Origin of the sequence: Helicobacter cetorum MIT 99-5656, from assembly GCF_000259275.1 — a bacterium.
In the GTDB taxonomy this organism is placed as follows: domain Bacteria; phylum Campylobacterota; class Campylobacteria; order Campylobacterales; family Helicobacteraceae; genus Helicobacter; species Helicobacter cetorum.
Genome location: NC_017735.1, coordinates 953,017 through 970,706, shown reverse-complemented (window position 1 = coordinate 970,706; position 17,690 = coordinate 953,017). Strand labels below are relative to the sequence as shown.

16 protein-coding genes, 1 tRNA gene and 2 pseudogenes are annotated in these 17,690 nt (G+C 32.9%); 8 read left to right on the top strand and 11 right to left on the bottom strand.

Features of this window, described 5'->3' with window-relative positions; all coding sequences use genetic code 11:
- Position 1 precedes the first annotated feature (1 nt).
- Complete coding sequence (locus tag HCD_RS04695) at positions 2–1,846, top strand: DNA-methyltransferase (RefSeq protein ID WP_014659444.1); 1,845 nt, start codon at positions 2–4, stop codon at positions 1,844–1,846.
- Positions 1,847–2,026: 180 nt separating this feature from the next.
- Here HCD_RS04695 and HCD_RS04690 read toward each other — a convergent pair whose 3' ends face one another.
- From HCD_RS04690 to HCD_RS04655, 8 genes are all read right to left on the bottom strand, one after another.
- Entirely contained in the window at positions 2,027–2,509 is a 483-nt protein-coding gene (locus tag HCD_RS04690) for a TIR domain-containing protein (RefSeq protein ID WP_227624857.1), read from the bottom strand.
- A 2-nt stretch (positions 2,510–2,511) separates the two neighbouring features.
- Positions 2,512–2,694, bottom strand: a complete 183-nt coding sequence (locus HCD_RS04685) for a hypothetical protein (RefSeq protein WP_014659442.1) — start codon at positions 2,692–2,694, stop codon at positions 2,512–2,514.
- Positions 2,695–2,798: 104 nt separating this feature from the next.
- Entirely contained in the window at positions 2,799–3,428 is a 630-nt protein-coding gene (thyX, locus tag HCD_RS04680) for an FAD-dependent thymidylate synthase (protein WP_014659441.1), read from the bottom strand.
- Position 3,429: 1 nt separating this feature from the next.
- Positions 3,430–5,289 (bottom strand): UvrD-helicase domain-containing protein, encoded by a 1,860-nt coding sequence (locus HCD_RS04675; RefSeq protein ID WP_014659440.1) that lies wholly within the window; start codon positions 5,287–5,289, stop codon positions 3,430–3,432.
- Positions 5,290–5,340: 51 nt separating this feature from the next.
- Entirely contained in the window at positions 5,341–5,862 is a 522-nt protein-coding gene (locus HCD_RS04670; protein ID WP_014659439.1) for a hypothetical protein, read from the bottom strand.
- Between the two features lie 4 nt (positions 5,863–5,866).
- A complete protein-coding gene (glmS, locus tag HCD_RS04665; protein ID WP_014659438.1) occupies positions 5,867–7,660 on the bottom strand; it encodes a glutamine--fructose-6-phosphate transaminase (isomerizing) in 1,794 nt (597 codons plus the stop codon).
- Positions 7,661–7,900: a DUF2443 family protein gene (locus HCD_RS04660; protein ID WP_014659437.1), complete on the bottom strand. Its 240-nt coding sequence runs from the start codon at positions 7,898–7,900 to the stop codon at positions 7,661–7,663.
- Between the two features lie 41 nt (positions 7,901–7,941).
- On the bottom strand, positions 7,942–8,475 hold the full coding sequence (locus tag HCD_RS04655) for a nucleoside phosphorylase-I family protein (protein WP_014659436.1): 534 nt from the start codon (positions 8,473–8,475) through the stop codon (positions 7,942–7,944).
- Positions 8,476–8,568: 93 nt separating this feature from the next.
- Here HCD_RS04655 and HCD_RS04650 point away from each other — a divergent pair, with 93 nt between their 5' ends.
- The 4 genes and pseudogenes from HCD_RS04650 to HCD_RS09785 form a co-directional block, all read left to right on the top strand.
- Positions 8,569–8,751: a hypothetical protein gene (locus HCD_RS04650; protein ID WP_014659435.1), complete on the top strand. Its 183-nt coding sequence runs from the start codon at positions 8,569–8,571 to the stop codon at positions 8,749–8,751.
- 41 nt (positions 8,752–8,792) lie between these two features.
- On the top strand, positions 8,793–10,163 hold the full coding sequence (gene dnaA / locus HCD_RS04645) for a chromosomal replication initiator protein DnaA (protein WP_014659434.1): 1,371 nt from the start codon (positions 8,793–8,795) through the stop codon (positions 10,161–10,163).
- A gap of 203 nt (positions 10,164–10,366) precedes the next feature.
- Positions 10,367–10,856 (top strand): annotated as a pseudogene (locus HCD_RS09790) (competence protein); the annotation flags it as partial.
- 182 nt (positions 10,857–11,038) lie between these two features.
- Positions 11,039–11,790 (top strand): annotated as a pseudogene (locus HCD_RS09785) (competence protein); the annotation flags it as partial.
- Positions 11,791–11,795: 5 nt separating this feature from the next.
- Here the strand turns inward: HCD_RS09785 and HCD_RS04635 are convergent.
- Positions 11,796–11,871: transfer RNA gene (locus HCD_RS04635), tRNA-Phe, on the bottom strand.
- A gap of 102 nt (positions 11,872–11,973) precedes the next feature.
- On the opposite strand from HCD_RS04635, the gene HCD_RS04630 reads away from it, so the two are divergent.
- Positions 11,974–12,726 (top strand): exodeoxyribonuclease III, encoded by a 753-nt coding sequence (locus HCD_RS04630; RefSeq protein ID WP_014659433.1) that lies wholly within the window; start codon positions 11,974–11,976, stop codon positions 12,724–12,726.
- Here the strand turns inward: HCD_RS04630 and HCD_RS04625 are convergent.
- A complete protein-coding gene (locus HCD_RS04625; RefSeq protein WP_014659432.1) occupies positions 12,723–13,358 on the bottom strand; it encodes an outer membrane protein in 636 nt (211 codons plus the stop codon). The two genes, HCD_RS04630 and HCD_RS04625, sit on opposite strands and share 4 nt — an antisense overlap.
- A 3-nt stretch (positions 13,359–13,361) precedes the next feature.
- Positions 13,362–13,697 carry a hypothetical protein gene (locus HCD_RS04620; protein ID WP_014659431.1) on the bottom strand — a complete coding sequence of 112 codons (336 nt, stop codon included), beginning with the start codon at positions 13,695–13,697 and terminating at the stop codon, positions 13,362–13,364.
- Positions 13,698–13,818: 121 nt separating this feature from the next.
- Between HCD_RS04620 and recG the strand changes: the two genes are divergently transcribed.
- On the top strand, positions 13,819–15,687 hold the full coding sequence (gene recG, locus HCD_RS04615) for an ATP-dependent DNA helicase RecG (protein WP_014659430.1): 1,869 nt from the start codon (positions 13,819–13,821) through the stop codon (positions 15,685–15,687).
- Between the two features lie 46 nt (positions 15,688–15,733).
- Positions 15,734–17,689, top strand: coding sequence for a site-specific DNA-methyltransferase (locus HCD_RS04610; protein WP_014659429.1), 1,956 nt, complete (start codon positions 15,734–15,736; stop codon positions 17,687–17,689).
- Position 17,690: the final 1 nt, after the last annotated feature.

Sequence of the window (17,690 nt, the reverse complement as noted above, 5' to 3'; positions counted from 1 at the left end):
AATGAAAAAATACATACCCTACACCAAAAATCCTGTTCAAGGGCAAGCTATTTTAGATAATTTCACTCGTACACAAAGACTATTAAAATATCGTAGTAATAATGAAGTTTTTTACCGCATTAAAAGGGGGATGCCTTTATATGAAGTTCAAAGTATAGAAAAAGTAGGCGAAATAGATAAAAAAAGCGAAAATTTGTTAATTCGTGGGGAATGCGTGAGCGCTTGTGCTTATCTCAAAGAACAAGGTATCAAAGTAGATTTAGTCTATATTGACCCTCCTTTTGCAAGTGGGGCAGATTATGCAAAAAAAGTCTATCTGCGTAAAAACCCTAAATTAGCTCAAAAAATCACTGAAAAAGAATTGCAAATAGATGAGTTAAAAGCGTTTGAAGAAATTATGTATGGCGATATCTGGAAAAAAGAAGATTACCTCAACTGGATGTATGAAAATCTTCAAGCGATTAAAAGCATAATGAGCGAAACCGCTAGCATTTATATGCACTTAGATAACAACATTGTTCATTATGTAAAAATCTTAATGGATGAAGTGTTTGGGGAAGACTCTTTTAAAACCATGATTACTTGGGATACCACAGCTTCAACGATTGGCTTTAAAGGTAATGGTAAAAATTGGACATACAAATCAAATTACATTCTTTATTATGTAAATGGCGAGGATTATGTCTTTAACAAAGAATACGAAAAAACGCTTAATTACAGCATTGATGAAAAAGGTCTTTGGCACACTATTGGTGAAAACGAATCTGGAAAAGAAGTGCAAGTCTCTAATATTTGGATGGATATGCCAGGTTTAGGCTCTTCATTTGCTGTTAATACACAATCTGTAAACTACGCCACGCAAAAACCCGAAGCTCTATTAGAACGCATTATTAAGGCAAGCTCTAATGAAAGCATGCTAGTCGCTGATTTCTTTGGAGGGAGTGGCGTTTTAGCAAAAGTGGCTCATGATTTGAAGAGGAAATTTATCCATTGCGATATAGGTATCAATAGCATACAAACAGCACGAGATAGGCTTATCAAAAATAAGGCTCATTTTGAAATTTTAGAAATTAAAGATGGCATCAATTTGTTTAGAAACCCTAAGCAAACCATGGATAAATTGGCAAGGCTCATCACAGGATTGCAAAAAAACCCAACAGGTCTTTCAGATTTTTGGTTTGGTTGTTTAGAAGACAGTAAGCTAGGCACTATTCCTGTATATGTGCCTAATCTACTTGATAGCAAGCAAAAGGTGCTTGATATGGTTACCATCAATCAAATTATTAATTTAGAATTGCAAGAGATTCCTTTTGAAGTGGAAAAAATCATTGTTTATTTTGTGGATATAGAGAATGAAAAAGAGTTGAAAAAGTTTATTAAAGAAAATAACGCCACTTTAATTGAAATAGAATTAAGAGATTTGAAAAATCTTTTGTGCGAAAGCATTGTTGATGACGAAATAGAATTTAGTTGCAAAGAACTAGCAAACAATCATTTTAAAATAGAAATCACAAATTTTATCAGCGACACTCTTTTGCAAAAAATGAAAGATTTCAACCAAAAAGGCTCCTTGCAAGCCATACAAAATGAAAAAAATTTTTCACCTATACAAATCAGTGAAAATGGCTTGGAACTGATAGAATTGATTTCTTTAGATTGTGAAAACTCTCATGGCGTTTGGGTTAGTAGCACTGAAATCAAAATAGATAAACTGGGTTTTGTAATTAAAAATGGAGTTAAAACCAAAGAATTTTGGGATGGCACCATCACAAGCACCAAAAAACCTTTGCGAATTAAAGTGCGAAACATTTGTGGCGATGAAATCGTGCGTTCAATTTCTTTTTAACACCTACTAGAGAGTGCATTAAAAAGTCTCTTTTAACAGATAAATCAAATGGGACTAAACACAGAAAATATATCAAGCTCCAAAAAGATCTCTTTAGAATTGAACGCTACCATTTGAAGAATAAAAAAAATGCATAATGTTATTGCCCCCCTAAAAACTGCTACTTAATAACCAAATGACTCAAAATCTTGTCATAGGGTTATTGTCTCTTAAAGGTCTAGCTTTTTCTATCCAGCATTCTAAATTGTCCTTGATGTCTTTATAAGGATTAGATGGACTTGGACTTGTAACAAGAATACCCCTTGTATCTGCTTGAATATAATCAAAAGGATTTGCACCTTTCTCATCTTTATTTCCATTCTCATTCTTAAGATGATGAATATAAATTCCTAGAAGTTTTTTGCCTTGTTTAATGGCTTGTTGGATTTCATAATGAACCCATTTTCTATTAGCTGTTTGTGAACCAATTAATACAATTAAACACGAACAATCATGCAAGTTGCTATCTATCCATCTTTGGATTGCTGAATCACCTTTACGCTTAACATCCTCCCACTCATTTGCATGAAATAGTCTTTGACTTTCAATAACTCCCATGTTCCTTATTTGCTGAACACGCCAACAATCATTTTTATAGTGAAAGCTCAAAAAAACATGTCTCATCATTATCCTTTCTGAAAAATAGAGTAAACCATTAATGCTGTATCAACAACAAGAATGTTGCCATAAAACAAATAAATGCCTTTTGAACCCATTGCCTTTATAAAATCTTTCCCATCAGTTGAAATTTGAAAATCAAACAATCTCAGTGGTTCTTTATAAAAATTCTTAACATGTTGATTATACATCTCTCTAAATTTTCTCTCTAAAACTAAGTAACTTGTAAAATTTTAAAATTCTCGCTCAATAATTTAACTTGATTATCTTCGCTCACCTTATTCCTTCTTTATGCTCATGTCTGTTTCAAACAATCAACAAACAAATATTGATGTTCTTTTGGTAAAGCATTAAATAAGCCTAGCGCTAAATCTTGCATTTCTTTTAAGGCTTTATTAGAACTTCGTAAAGAGAGTAGATTTTGCAAAGAGCGTGCGTTAATGCTATAGGCTAAATGCGTTTTATAGCTTTCAGGCATGGCGTATTTGGCTAAATCGTTTTTGATATTATGAACGCTCAATAAAACCCTTAGATTTTCTAAAGCTAGAACGCTCATTTCATTAACTTTCTCATTATCCACAAACACTAAAAATTCTTTCGCCCTAGCTAGATTAGTCTCATTTATGGGTAAAAAACTCTCTTTATCTTTAAGCTCTCTTAGAGTATAACGGCTTGACTTTACGCTTAAGCTCGCTATTCTATGACGGCTTAGTTCTTGTAACGCCCCCCTACTTAAGCCCTTAATCTCAAAATTGTAGAATAAATGCTCTAAAGTGGAAGAATGCCTAAAGATATTCCCTACTCTATGAATCAAATCCTTGTCTTTACAGCCCCCATCATCGCTGTATTCAAAACTTTGCCAGCAAGTCCTAATCGCTTGACTTGCTATTTCTAAAGGGGTGTAGTGCTTACAAATGACTTCCATGCTAATAATCCTTCATCTCTTTTTGTAAATTTAAAAAACCTTGAGCTTTAAAAACAATTTCTTTTAACTCTTTTTGCAATTTTTTAGGATTTTCAATCTTGTATTTGCCTTGTAGATAAAGCTTCTTTTTGGCTCTTGTCATAGCCACATATAAAAGGCGTAATTCATCTGCTAAAGGGTTTCTAACTCTTATAGAGCGGTTTTTAAAAATGTCTCTTAAAGGGTTATAATCTGGTTTTTTATTTTCTAAACCTAAAGCTAAGGCTTCTAAATCCAAAACCATATAAAAACCAAAAAAGACCTTATTAAATCGTTCTTTTAATATCCTATCTTGATATAAATCCATTACTAAAGACTCTTTTAATGGCGTATTATCAAAAATCACTTCAAAATACGGTTTTAAATCTTCATAATAAAACTTTGCGTCTTCATTACTAACATCATAATTTTTATGGCATTTTTTAGCCTGATAAAAAGCATTTAAATCTTCATAATTTTCTAAAAAATCCACCAAACATCTTTCAATATCAAAAAAATCGTTTTCTAAAATCACAAAGTCAAATTCTAAACCTTTAGATTTATGAGCGCTCAAAATCACGCAATGAGCGTGTTTAGGGTTTTTAAAATTTAAAAGAAACTCTTCAATAGTTAAATGGATTTCATCTAAAGCCTTTTCAATACTAGCCACATCTTCAACAAGCCTTCTTGCATTAATATCATTACTATTTTGAGCGTATTCAATAAAATCTTCTAAATAGTTAAAATTTGCATAAAAAGTTTTATTAGAAATCTTGTCATAAAATCCATATTTAAAGTAATAAAAATCTAAAATATCAATAAATTCTTTTCTTAAATCTAAATTTTCATTTGTAGAAAAAAGCTTGTATTTTTTCTGTTCTCTTTTATAGTCTTCAATTAAGCGTTTTAAAATGCTTCCATTAGAACGGGCCAAAAAAGCACAATTATTTTCATTAAAACCATCTTTTTCTATTTTTTCATTAAAATTTTCTATTTGAGAAAACATAAGCTTTGGGGCATTTAAAAACCCTAAATATTGATTAGCCACAAATGAAATATTTTTGGGACATCTAAAAGTTTGTGAAAGATAATAAATAGGAGCTTTAGTGAATTGATACATCGTCTCTAGTGCATCTTCACAACCCATGAATGAATAGATTTTTTGAAAACTATCTCCCACCAAAATTAAACGAACGCTCTTATTTTTTTCTAATTGCGTTTTTAAAATCCCAAGCATCACACCATTCAAATCTTGAGCCTCATCAATTAAAATCAAATCAAAGGGCAAAATAAATTCACTCAATTGAAACTTTTTTAAATAAAAAGCATGTGAATAAGGAAGATTTTTATCACCCTCTATGCGTTTTAATAAATATTCTAAAAGCTTTTCATACCCAACGATGGTTTTTAAATCACTTTTTTTATAAAACTCTAAAAGCTTGTGCAATACCCCTTGAAAGCGTAATATTTCTTTAGCGCTTAAGCCTGCTTTAACATCTAAATAATCTAACAATCGTATATTTTTGTCAATTTTCGGGTTTTCTTCTAGCATCTCTCTAAAATGTAAGGGTCGCAAAGTCCCCAAACGCTCTTTATATTGAAAGCTTTTAGTGGCTTGATAAGCTAAAGCGTGGATAGTTTTAACCCTAACATGCGATAGTTGCTTTGTTTTTTGCTCCATTTCAGATTTTAATGCTGCATTAAAACACAAATACAATATTTTTTTATCAGAATTTCTTTCCATAACTTTTAAAAGTGTGGTAGTTTTGCCTGAGCCTGCAGTAGCATTAACTAAGACTAAGCGTTCTTGTGAAAAAACAATTTTTTCTTGCTCTTTTGTCATTCTAAACAATCACCCTATCAAAACCAAATTGTGTATCGCGAGGTGTAGTGCTTACAAATGACTTCCATAGATAACTCCCTTGAAACATTTTAATTTTTTATCATTCTCAAACAGCCACCATAAAGTATTCAAAAACATCAAAAAAAGATAACCAAAAAGCCCCCACGCAACAAAAAACACACCCCAAGCTTCCCAAGAAGTTACACCGCCAAACTGACCTGCCACGATAAAACTTAAAATAGATGAGAAAACAAAAAGTAAAAAGCGACTACCTAATGGATTTCGTATCATTTTATATAGCACAATTACAAGCATTGAGCCAGCAACTATGGACAAAGAAACGAATACAGAATGGATAAAATCAGAAAAATGATAACGCACAATAATAAAACGCCAAACCATAGCGAAACAAAAAAGCATGCTCAAGGCAAACGCACTCAATATAACTACCCATTTCATGACTATTTTTCCCATTAAAATTGTCAGCTCTCTTTCTAGTGCGTCATCTCTAAATGCCCTTTTCTGTTGCTCGCTTACTTTATATTGATTGCTCTTCAAGCCATTGTCTTTCATGGTTTTACTCCACCGTTACGCTTTTAGCTAGATTTCTAGGGTGGTCTACATCGTGATTTAGTCGCATAGCAATTTCTAAGGCTAAAAGTTGCAACGCTAAATTAGTGCGAAAAAATTCTTCCATATAACTTTCACTCTTTTCTAGCTTAATAAAATCATCAGCTATTTCTAAAACTTCAGAGCTTAACACACAAATGGTAGAATCCCTTGCACTTAATTCTTCAATATTACTCTTAGTTTTATCAAATAGCAAATGCTTAGATAATAAAGCAATCGTAAAAAGATTAGAATCCACTAATGCAATGGGCCCATGCTTCATTTCTGCACTCGCATACCCCTCAGCGTGTAAATAGCTAATTTCTTTAAGTTTTAACGCCCCTTCTAAAGCGAGCGGATAAAACACATCACGCCCGATATAAAAAAAGCCATGCCCATGCAAATAGCGTTTGGATAATCGTTTGATTTTTTCATGCAATTTAGGCTCTACTAGCATGGCATTCACGCTATCTAGCATGCTCTTGGCTTGAAGTTTTTCTTCTTCTTTAGAAATATTGCCAAGTTGTTTGCCTACATACACGCTTAAGAGCCATAAAAGCATCACTTGTGAAGAAAACGCCTTAGTAGATGCCACACTTCTTTCTACGCCTGCTCTAGTTAAAAGAGTGTAATCACTGATTCTACTCATCATGCTAAAGGGGGCGTTACACAAACTAATGGTTTTAAGCCCTTGAGCTTTGGCTAATTTTAAGGCTTCTAAAGTATCAGCGGTTTCGCCACTTTGAGAAATCGCTATAAAAAGCTCGTTTTTATTAGCCTTAAAGTTAGCGTAGCGGTATTCGCTCGCTAAAATGGCTCTTGCTCTCACTTTGGCTAATCTTTCAAATAAATACACACTAGCCATACTCGCATGGTAGCTACTCCCACAAGAACACAGCGTGATTTCACTCACATTTTCTAAAAACTTAGGGTCAATTTCACAATACACATTCAAGCCTTCTAAACGCCCTTCTAAGCACTCTAATAGGCTGCTATGTTGCTCATAAATCTCTTTTTCTAAATAATTTCTAAAATTACCTTTAGAATTATCTTCATTATCAAAGGCGTAGTCTTTCATGTTTTCAATATTTTTTAAATCTTTAAAACTTTCTAAAGAAATTTGCCCCACACTATTTTCTTCTAAGACTACAAATTGCTCCACTTTAGTCGCTAGAACGCTTAAACTTGATGCAAAAAATAACCCTTCTTGACCCTTACCCACGACTAAAGGCGAAGAAGATTTAGCATAAAACAAACTTTCTTTAGCTCTTTTATGGAGCATTAAGATTGCATAACTCCCTTCTAAAAGACTAATGCATTTTTGAAAGGCTTTCAATAAATCACTCTCTTTTTTAAGCGTTTCTTCTAATAAATGAGCGATGACTTCAGTATCTGTTTGGCTTAAAAACACATGCCCTTTAGCTTCTAATTCTTTTTTTAAGCTCGCATAATTTTCAATAATCCCATTATGCACTAAAGCTAAATTTTCTGTGAAATGCGGATGAGCGTTTATGCTACTAGGCTTTCCATGGGTCGCCCATCTTGTGTGAGCGATGCTTACGCCAAAATTCAAAAACTCTTTATTTTCAAGCTCTAATTTGAGATTTTCTAATTTTCCTTGAGCTTTATACACTTCTAAATGATTATCACTCAACACCGCTAAACCGGCACTATCATAACCCCTATATTCTAATTCTTTTAAGCCTTCTAAAAGGATTTGCTTTTTTTCACTATTTCCTATATAACCTACAATCCCACACATTTAAAACACCAACAATTCTTTTTTAATTTTATTTAAAGCATTTATCAAGTCCTTTAAATGCTCCACTTCTTCGCTTAATTGTGCAAAAAATGCTTCATTTACGCTACTAGGCATATCCATACTCCCTCTTTTAATCTCAATAAAATCCCCCAAATTCAAATTCGCTAATTTCAAAAGCATTTCAATTTCACTCTGTGCATCTTCAATATCCGCCAAAATCTTGCGTATTTTTTCAAACATCTTATTGCCTTTAATTTTAGAAATGTTGCATGATAGCTAAACTATCCTTTAAGCGTGTTTTCTAAAATCCGTTTGACCTCAGCATGATTTTCTTTAAATTCCTTATGAGCGTTAGTTCCCACATAATTACTCACACAAAAAATCCCTTTAGCCCTTAAAGAAAAGGTTTTAGCCACACTTAGCACGCTAAAAAATTCCATGTTTTCTAATAAAATCCCATTTTGAGCCATTTTTTTGGCAAAAATTTCATTAGTATGAATGTAATTACTGCTATTAAGTTTCACTCTTTTTAAAAGAGCTTTCTCTTCATATTCCACTTTAATAAAATTATCTAAAGGCGTATAGCTCTTAAGGTTACTAAAACTCTCTTCAATTTGATAGCATTCAACACTTTCAAACACGCTTAAAAGCTCAATTTCTTGACTATAGCTCCCAGCACTCCCTATAAAAATAAGGCTCTCTATACTAGGATTTTTTAAGCATATTGAAGTGAGATTTATCGCACTTTCCACTAAGCCCACGCCTATCGGCATAGCCCCTTTTAACATTTCATTTCTTCCAGCACAAAGTAACATCAAGACCCTTTTTTGCGGTTTTATTTGCTTGTAATTTAATCCTATTTTCTAAAATCTGTAGTGTAAAATCACAAACTCACAAAAGGATAGGATATGAAAACTTTAATTCTCTTTGATGTTTCTCAAGAATGCTTGGTTTTTGTAGGGTTATTATTCTTTTTTAGCGTTCTTTTCATTTATTTACTCATTTCTATTAGAAAGCATTACAAACAGACTTATAAAAGAACCCCCCCCCCCACTAATTTAAGCTTTTATTCACATTTCATTCACATGTGAAGCCTTTTTCATTCACAATTTATTCACGCTATAATAACACCATGAATACCAACAACAATATTGAAAAAGAAATTTTAGAATTAGTGAAGCAAAAAGTTAGCCCCATAGAGTATGAGAGTTACTTGAGCCAGCTTAAATACAACTCTAATGCAAGCAAAAGTGATATTGCCTTTTTTTATGCTCCAAACATGCTTTTGTGTAAGCATATCCAATCCAAATACAGCCCCCTACTCAAAGAAATTTTAAGCCAAAATAAAATCGGCATGCATTTAACCCATAGCGTAGATGTGCGTATTGAAGTAGCTTCTAAAGTCCAAGTTAGTGAACGCCCTAGTATCAACTACAAAGCCACAAAATCTAGTATCAAAGACTCTTACACTTTTGAAAATTTTGTCGTCGGCTCATGCAATCACACCGTTTATGAAATCGCTAAAGAAATCGCACAAAGCGATACCCCCCCTTATAATCCGGTGCTTTTTTATGGTGGCACAGGGTTAGGCAAAACGCATATTTTAAACGCTATCGGCAACCATGCCCTAGAAAAGCATAAAAAAGTCGTGCTAGTAACTTCTGAAGATTTTTTAAGAGATTTCTTAAAACATTTAAACAATAAAACAATGGATTCTTTTAAGGAAAAATACCGCAATTGCGACTTTTTTTTACTAGATGACGCTCAATTTTTACAAGGAAAACCCCAGCTAGAAGAAGAATTTTTCCACACTTTCAACGAATTGCACGCTAATAGCAAGCAAATTGTATTGATTTCTGATAGGTCGCCTAAAAACATCGCCGGTTTAGAAGACCGCTTAAAATCTCGTTTTGAATGGGGTATAACCGCTAAAATTATGCCCCCTGATTTAGAAACCAAACTTTCTATCGTCAAACAAAAATGCCAGCTCAATAAAATCACTTTGCCTGAAGATGTGATGGAATACATCGCTCAAAATATCAGCGACAATATCCGCCAAATGGAAGGAGCGATTATCAAAATCAGTGTGAATGCAAACCTAATGAACGCTCAAATTGATTTGAATCTTGCTAAAACCGTTTTAGAAGATTTGCAAAAAGACCATGCTGAAGGTTCAAGCTTAGAAAACATCTTGCTCGCTGTCGCACAAAGCTTGAATCTCAAGTCTAGCGAAATAACAAATAAAAAATCTTCACGCCAAAAAAATGTCGCATTAGCCAGGAAATTAGTCGTGTATTTCGCAAGGCTCTATACCCCTAACCCTACGCTTTCACTCGCTCAATTTTTAGATTTGAAAGACCATTCAAGCATTTCTAAAAGCTACTCTAGCATTAAAAAATCGCTTGAAGAAAAAAACCCTTTTATCTTAAGCCTTAGAGAAGAAATCAAAAACCGCTTGAATGAACTGAATGACAAAAAAACAACTTTCAGTTCATGTGAATGAAAAATGGCTTATTCAAAAGCGTTTCATTCACATTTTTCCAACCCTTACAGCCCCCTTAAAAACGCAAACTTTTAAAACTTTTTGAATTTTTATTCCATTCATTCACACCCCTACTACTATTACTAAATTATTTATTAAATTATTCAATAACTTTCATTAAACTCTTTTTTAAGATACAATTTCAAATTAAAAAAGGAACATGCATGAAAAAAATCCTTTGTTTGTTTTTCCTACTCTATTCAATCTCCCTTAAGGCTCTTGTGATTGAACTCTTAGAAGAAATTAAGACCACGCCATCTAAAGGCACTTTTGAAGCTAAAATCATTGATTCTAATGAACCCAAACAGGTTTTAGGAACTTATAAAATTTCTTCACATCAAAAACTTACTTTAACTCTCACCCACATAGCTATCTCAAATACTTACCAACCCCTTGATGAAAAACTTTCTTTACAAACTATTTTAAGTCCTAAACGCTCAGTTATTCCTACCAACACTCAGATTGTTTTTTCTTCAAAAGAATTTAAAGAACCCCACTCTCTAACTAAAACACTCTCAAAACAACCCCCTATACCAAAACCACAAAATAAAATTTCTTTATCTCAAAAAGGAACTTTACCAAGTATCTCTTATTTAGAATTACCTAATAAACTACGCTATACAAATCCTAAAAACAATCTTTCTAAACCTTTAATCATTTCTGATGCACCCACTAACCAACTTCCAAAAGAAACTAAAACAACGCCTTTAAAACCCACTTCAAAAGAAAATTTAACTCCTCAAAATAAGGAAAACTTCTTAGAAGAAGAAAAAGAGAATAAACATCTTATTATTACAACCAAAAAGCAAGAGATTGAATCTGAACCTGTTGAAGTTGTTAAAGACCCTAATATTAAAGAATTTGCATGCGGAAAATGGGTTTATGATGATGAAAATTTACAAGCAACCCGCCCTAGTATTTTAAAACGCTTTGATGAAGAAAAACAAATCTACACTGATATTACTCCTTGTGATTACAACACTACTGAGGGAAAAACTGGTAAAATCATCACCCCCTACACTAAAATCGCTCAAAAGACCCCTGAAGCCCTAGAAGAACCACAAACTTTTGAAGCTAAAAATAACTTTTCTGTTCTTCAAGCTAAAAGCTCTGTAGAAAGATGTAAAGGAGCTAGAATGCGAAAAGATGGCACAACTAGACAATGCTATTCAATAGAAGAGCCTTTAAAACAAGCTTGGGAAAGTCAATATGAGAAATTACAACGCAATTAATAAAGGCTATTTATGAACGCCCTATGCAAGATGACCAAAAAGAGCCAACTTTCTATGAAACAAGCGAGTTAGCTTACACTTCCACACGAAAGAGCGAAATTACACAAAATGAATTGCATTTGAGCGATAAATTTATGGAATTTGTAGAAGTGTATGAAGGGCATTATTTAAACGATATAGTCAAAGAGAGTAGCGAATATAAAGAATGGGTTAAAGAGCATGTGCGTTTGAAAGAAGGGGTGTGTATCACTTTAAAGATAGAGGAGCAACGACGAGCTAAAAGTACACCTTTAAGTATTGAAAATTCTCGACTTGTTTGTGTGAAAAGGGGAAATTATTTATTTAGTGAAGTTTAACAAGATGGTGGCTTGAGGCGGAATCGAACCACCGACACGAAGATTTTCAGTCTTCTGCTCTACCGACTGAGCTATCAAGCCAAACGAAAGCAGATTATTACATAAAAAAGGTAAAATGAAGCTTAATTTTTAAAAAAATTGTCAAAAAGATATAATAAAATCAAAATTTTAAAAGGATTCAAATTGAAATTGATTTCATGGAATGTGAATGGCTTAAGAGCTTGCATGAATAAAGGCTTTATGGATTTTTTTACAAGCGTTAATGCTGATGTGTTTTGTATCCAAGAATCTAAAATGCAACAAGAGCAAAACACTTTTGATTTTAAAGGGTATTTTGATTTTTGGAATTGTGCGATTAAAAAGGGCTATTCAGGCGTAGTAACCTTTTCTAAAACAGAGCCTTTAAATGTGAGCTATGGCATAGGCATAGAAGAGCATGACACAGAAGGGCGAGTAGTAACTTGTGAATTTGATAAATTTTATTTAGTGAATGTCTATACCCCAAATTCGCAACGAGCTTTAGCAAGATTAGAGTATCGCATGAGTTGGGAAGTAGAGTTTAGAAAATTTTTAAAAAATTTAGAGCTTCAAAAGCCTGTGATTGTGTGTGGGGATTTGAATGTGGCTCATAATGAAATTGATTTAGAAAACCCTAAAGCTAACAGAAAAAACGCCGGCTTTAGCGATGAAGAGAGAGAAAAGTTTAGTGAGCTTTTAAACGCTGGCTTTATAGACACTTTTAGACATTTTTATCCTACTAAAGAAAAGGCTTATACTTGGTGGAGCTATATGCAACAAGCAAGAGATAAAAACATCGGCTGGCGGATTGATTATTTCCTATGTTCTAAGAGCTTAAAAACAGAGCTTAAAGACGCTAAGATTTATGAAAATATTTTAGGGAGCGACCATTGCCCGGTGGGGTTAGAACTAGCTTAAAGATAAAAGGTGTGTGAAATAAAAATGGCATAGTTTCGCACAAAGGGCGAATTGTATTCAAAAGCAAAAGGCCATTTGACACCTACTTCAATGCTTGCATCATGGTGGAATAACACGGTTTGGAATTTAAACCCTACTAAACCAAGCATTCTAAAATTAGAAGTTTTGAGTGAAAATCCTTGAATGCTACGCCAATCATTAATAATCATGTTCGCACTATATTTAGACATAGTCCAAGTGTTTTCAGCAATTTGCATGCCATAAAAAAGGGCAAAAACAAACAAGGGATTTTTATTGTATTCCACAATTAAATCTCCCCCAAAACCATAAGTGAACATGTTTGCTTCAGCTTGAGAGAATTTGTTTAAAATAACATTACCATAATCCATAAAAAAGTAATACCGAGAATAAAACCAATAATTAGTAGGATTAATCTCCCAGCCTAAAGAAAAGCTTGCCCCTTCTATGGTGCGTTTAAGATTATTGTATTTTTGCATGATCATTTTTCCCACTTGATATTGAGAAGCAACATAAAAACGGCTTTTTGCTTGAATAATCGTAGGGCTTAAAAAAGAAACGCTTAAAAATAAGGGAGTTACTTTTTTAAATAAATCTTTTGAAAAAATATTCAAGGTTTAATAATTCCTATTGAGCGGAGAACTGAGATTATCTTGATGATTAGTGGAGCGTTGTAAGATATTGTTAATTCTAGGTTGTGAAGGACTAGCATTTTCTTCATTCAACTCGTCCATTTTATTTTCATTATTGATTAAATCATTGACCTTTTGCGTGATTTTTTCATCTTCTTCTTCATGCTCAATTTTTTCTATATCGTTACTAGCTTGATTAGTTTTAGTAGTAGTGGTATTGCTCTGATGTGATTGAGAAGATTTCTTAGGCTCGTCTTTACACGCACTAAATAGACTTAAAGCAAGAGAAATAGCTATAAAGCTAATGATTTTAGATTTCATGGATTAAATTTCCTTGAGTAATGTATAATTTGTTTATCTTAGCACAAAATGGTTAAAATATTAGGACAAAATAAGCGAAATAAAAGGCTTTTTAAATAGGGTTTTCTAAGGTAAGAATAAATTGCAAAAACAATTATTAGAAAAATTAAACGCTAAATCGCTTTTAGAAGCACTACTATGCTATATGCCTAAGGGATACAGGGATTTAAACTTATTAGAGCATTTTGAAATGGGTCTTAGTGGCACTTTAGAAGTTACTATTTTAGATAAAAAAAGCTATGCGAAAGTCTTAAAAATCTTTGTGTATTCTAAGCGATTTAATGAGAATTTAGAGCTTGTATTTTTTAACTATAGTGCGTTTCATTACAATCAGTTTAAAATAGGCGAAAGCTTATTTATTTATGGCAAATTAGAGCAAAGCTCTTTTAATCAAGCTACTATTATTAACACCCCTAAAATCGTTACAGAATTTGGAAAAATTTCTTTGCTTTTTAAAAAGGTCAAAAACCACGAAAAAATCCAAGAAAATTTACAAAGTCTCATTTCTTTAGAAAATCTAAAAAATGAAGGTATTAAAGAAAATATCGCACATCTATTATTAGAAATCTTTTTTCCCACTCAAAATTTTGTAAAAGATTATGAACGCTTTAAGACTTTTCCTTTACAACATTTAAATGCGTTAAAATACATTGAAATGCTTTTTTATATGAAAAGTTTGGAGCGTAAGAAATTACGATTTAGTGCTAAAATTGTGTGTGCTAATAATAGCCAACGCTTGAATGAATTTATCACTTCTTTACCCTTTAGTCTCACTAACGACCAACAAAACGCCATTAAAGAAATTCAAAATGACTTGGCTAGTCCTATAGCATGCAAGCGTTTGATTGTAGGTGATGTAGGGTGTGGAAAAACAATGGTAATCTTAGCAAGCATGGTGTTAGCCTACCCTAATAAAACCCTTTTAATGGCACCCACTTCTATTCTGGCTAAACAACTTTATAACGAAGCCTTAAAATTTTTGCCCCCCTATTTTGAAGTGGAGTTACTACTAGGCGGAAGTAAAAAGCAACCAAATAATTTGTTTGAAAAAACTATTCATGTTGTTATAGGCACGCAAGCTTTGTTATTTGACAAGCGAGACTTGAATGAATTTGCACTAGTGATTACTGATGAGCAACACAGATTTGGCACCAAACAACGCTATCAACTAGAAAAAATGGCTAGTCATAAGGGTAATAAGCCCCATTCATTACAATTTTCAGCCACGCCCATTCCACGCACTCTAGCCTTAGCTAAAAGTGCGTTTGTTAAAACGACCGCAATTAGAGAAATCCCTTATAAAAAAGAGATTGAAACTCTAGTCTTGCATAAAAGAGAATTTAATATTGTTATGGAGCGTATCCATAAAGAAATCGCACAAAACCATCAAGTCATTGTAGTCTATCCGCTTGTGAATGAGAGTGAAAAAATCCCCTATTTATCGCTCAATGAAGGGGCTAGTTTTTGGCAAAAACGCTTTAAAAATGTTTATATCACTTCAGGGCAAGATAAGAATAAAGAAGAAATTATTGAAGAATTTAAAGAAAAAGGAAGTATTTTACTAGCAACCACACTTATTGAAGTAGGCATTTCTTTACCACGATTAAGCGTGATTGTAATTCTTGCCCCTGAGAGATTAGGTTTAGCGACTTTACATCAATTAAGGGGGCGTGTGTCTCGTAATGGTTTGAAAGGTTATTGTTTTTTATGCACGATTCAAGAAGAAAACGAACGATTAGAAAAATTTGCTGATGAATTAGACGGATTTAAAATCGCTGAATTAGATTTAGAATACCGAAAAAGCGGAGATTTACTTCAGGGCGAAGAACAGAGCGGAAATAGTTTTGAATACATTGATTTGTCTAAAGATGAAAATATTGTCGCTGAAGTGAAGCAAGATTTTTTAAAAAATGCTGATGTTTCACGTGGAACACTTGGAATTTTAAGATGAAATTGAGTAATTTTAAAGAATTAATTTTAGTTAGTAAAGGGTAGAAATGCAAAATAAAGATATTTTTCAAGAAAAGAGCCTAAATGAAAAGAATTTAGAGATTTTTAACGAATTTTTTCCTAGTTGTTTAAGCATAGAGAATAATAATCAACTTACGCTAGATGTAGAAAAATTAAAGGCGTTACTAGGGGATTTTAGCGAAGTGAAAGAAGAAGGCTATGGACTAAATTTTGTGGGTAAAAAAATCGCCTTAAATCAAGCTTTTAAGAAAAACACTAAGATTTTAAAACCCCTAAATGAAACAAGTATAAAAGAGTCGCCTAGTAAGCATATTCTCATTAAAGGCGATAATTTAGATGCTCTCAAAATCTTAAGACAAAGCTATAGTGAAAAAATCAAAATGATTTACATTGACCCCCCTTACAACACGAAAAACGATAGCTTTATCTATAGCGATAATTTCTCACAATCTAATGAAGAAATTTTAGAAAACCTAGACTATCCTAAGGATAAGCTAGATTATATTAACAATCTTTATGGTTCAAAATGCCATAGTGGGTGGCTTAGCTTTATGTATCCTAGATTATTACTGGCTAGAGATTTGCTTAAAAAAGATGGCGTGATTTTTATTTCCATTGATGATAATGAAATGGCTCAACTCAAACTTTTATGCGATGAGATTTTTGGGGAAGATAATTTTGTAGCAGTTGCACCTAGAAAAACAGGGGCAGGTTCTGCAGTAACTAATTCGGATTATGCTTTGAGAAATGTATCTGATTTTATTCTTATTTATATAAAAACTAAACAAGCTAAATTTAACAAATTGATTGTTGGCGAAAAAAAATATCCGTTTAAAGATGAATTAGGAAAATATGAGTTAAAGCAATTTCAAGCGACTGGTTCAGCATCTACAAGAAATGCACGACCAAATATGTTTTACCCTATTTATAAGACTAAGAATGGACTAACAGCCATAGAGCCAAAACAAGAGGAATATGAAATAATTTTGCCTACATTGATAAAAGGCGAGGAGGGTCGTTGGATATGGAAAGCAAAGACATTTGAAGAAAAGAAACATTTAATAGAGATAAAAGACGGAAAACTATATAGAAAAGTTTATATAGATGAGACCGAAGACCAAAATGAGTATCAAGTAGAAAAAGCTTTTTTTGAGCAGTATAGAAATGCAGATGGAACAAAAATGTTACAAGAATTATTTGGGGGACTTTCTGTTTTTTCAAATCCTAAACCTTTAACTTTACTTAATAAATTGATTGAAATCGCCACAAACGAAGGCGACATCATTTTAGACTTTTTCGCCGGGAGTGGCACAACCGCCCATGCCGTGTTAGAGAGTAATAAGAACGATTATCAAAAATTAAATGAGGGGGGGGGGGGGCAACTTGGTAGCCTAAATTCCGGATTTAAAGAAAGACAATTTATTCTCGTTCAGTTAGATGAGATTATTGATGCAAAGAAAAATAAAAGTGCTTATGATTTTTGCAAAAATACCTTAAACTCACAAAGTCCTAGCATTTTTGACATTACGAAAGAAAGGATTAAAAGAGCGGGAGCAAAAATCAAAGAGCAATGCCCCAATTTAGATTGCAATTTTCAAACTTTTGAAATCATTGAAGATAGCACGCAAGCCATTCATAGTAAAAATTTAAGTGAAGTGAATCAAAAGGATTTACTCTCTTATTCTAACCCCATACAAATTGAGACTAAAACGCTTTTAGTCAATCTTTTGTTATGTGAGAGTTTAGAACTCACTACACCTATAGTTTCTTTAGTTAATAATGCGTTGTATTTAGCTAAAAATACGGCTTTTATTGTGGGGGATATAGAAACGAGAGCTGTCTTAGAAAACTTGAAAGATAAGGGGGTAGAAAGGATTAGTTTGTATATGCCAGCTATTAGTAACGACAATTTAATTTTGGAGTTAAGTAGCAACTTGTTTTCTTTGGGATTAGAGAGTAGTGATTTAAAGATTAGAGGCTAAA

What these genes read in the sequence shown, in the direction of transcription:
- HCD_RS04655 (WP_014659436.1), bottom strand. Translation starts at nt 8,475, where the DNA reads ATGTTACTTTGTGCTGGAAGAAATGAAATGTTAAAAGGGGCTATGCCG.
- HCD_RS04685 (WP_014659442.1), bottom strand. Translation starts at nt 2,694, where the DNA reads ATGTATAATCAACATGTTAAGAATTTTTATAAAGAACCACTGAGATTG.
- HCD_RS04690 (WP_227624857.1), bottom strand. Translation starts at nt 2,509, where the DNA reads ATGAGACATGTTTTTTTGAGCTTTCACTATAAAAATGATTGTTGGCGT.
- HCD_RS04650 (WP_014659435.1), top strand. Translation starts at nt 8,569, where the DNA reads ATGAAAACTTTAATTCTCTTTGATGTTTCTCAAGAATGCTTGGTTTTT.
- dnaA (WP_014659434.1), top strand. Translation starts at nt 8,793, where the DNA reads ATGAATACCAACAACAATATTGAAAAAGAAATTTTAGAATTAGTGAAG.
- glmS (WP_014659438.1), bottom strand. Translation starts at nt 7,660, where the DNA reads ATGTGTGGGATTGTAGGTTATATAGGAAATAGTGAAAAAAAGCAAATC.
- HCD_RS04695 (WP_014659444.1), top strand. Translation starts at nt 2, where the DNA reads ATGAAAAAATACATACCCTACACCAAAAATCCTGTTCAAGGGCAAGCT.
- HCD_RS04670 (WP_014659439.1), bottom strand. Translation starts at nt 5,862, where the DNA reads ATGAAAGACAATGGCTTGAAGAGCAATCAATATAAAGTAAGCGAGCAA.
- HCD_RS04610 (WP_014659429.1), top strand. Translation starts at nt 15,734, where the DNA reads ATGCAAAATAAAGATATTTTTCAAGAAAAGAGCCTAAATGAAAAGAAT.
- thyX (WP_014659441.1), bottom strand. Translation starts at nt 3,428, where the DNA reads ATGGAAGTCATTTGTAAGCACTACACCCCTTTAGAAATAGCAAGTCAA.
- HCD_RS04660 (WP_014659437.1), bottom strand. Translation starts at nt 7,900, where the DNA reads ATGTTTGAAAAAATACGCAAGATTTTGGCGGATATTGAAGATGCACAG.
- HCD_RS04675 (WP_014659440.1), bottom strand. Translation starts at nt 5,289, where the DNA reads ATGACAAAAGAGCAAGAAAAAATTGTTTTTTCACAAGAACGCTTAGTC.
- HCD_RS04620 (WP_014659431.1), bottom strand. Translation starts at nt 13,697, where the DNA reads ATGAAATCTAAAATCATTAGCTTTATAGCTATTTCTCTTGCTTTAAGT.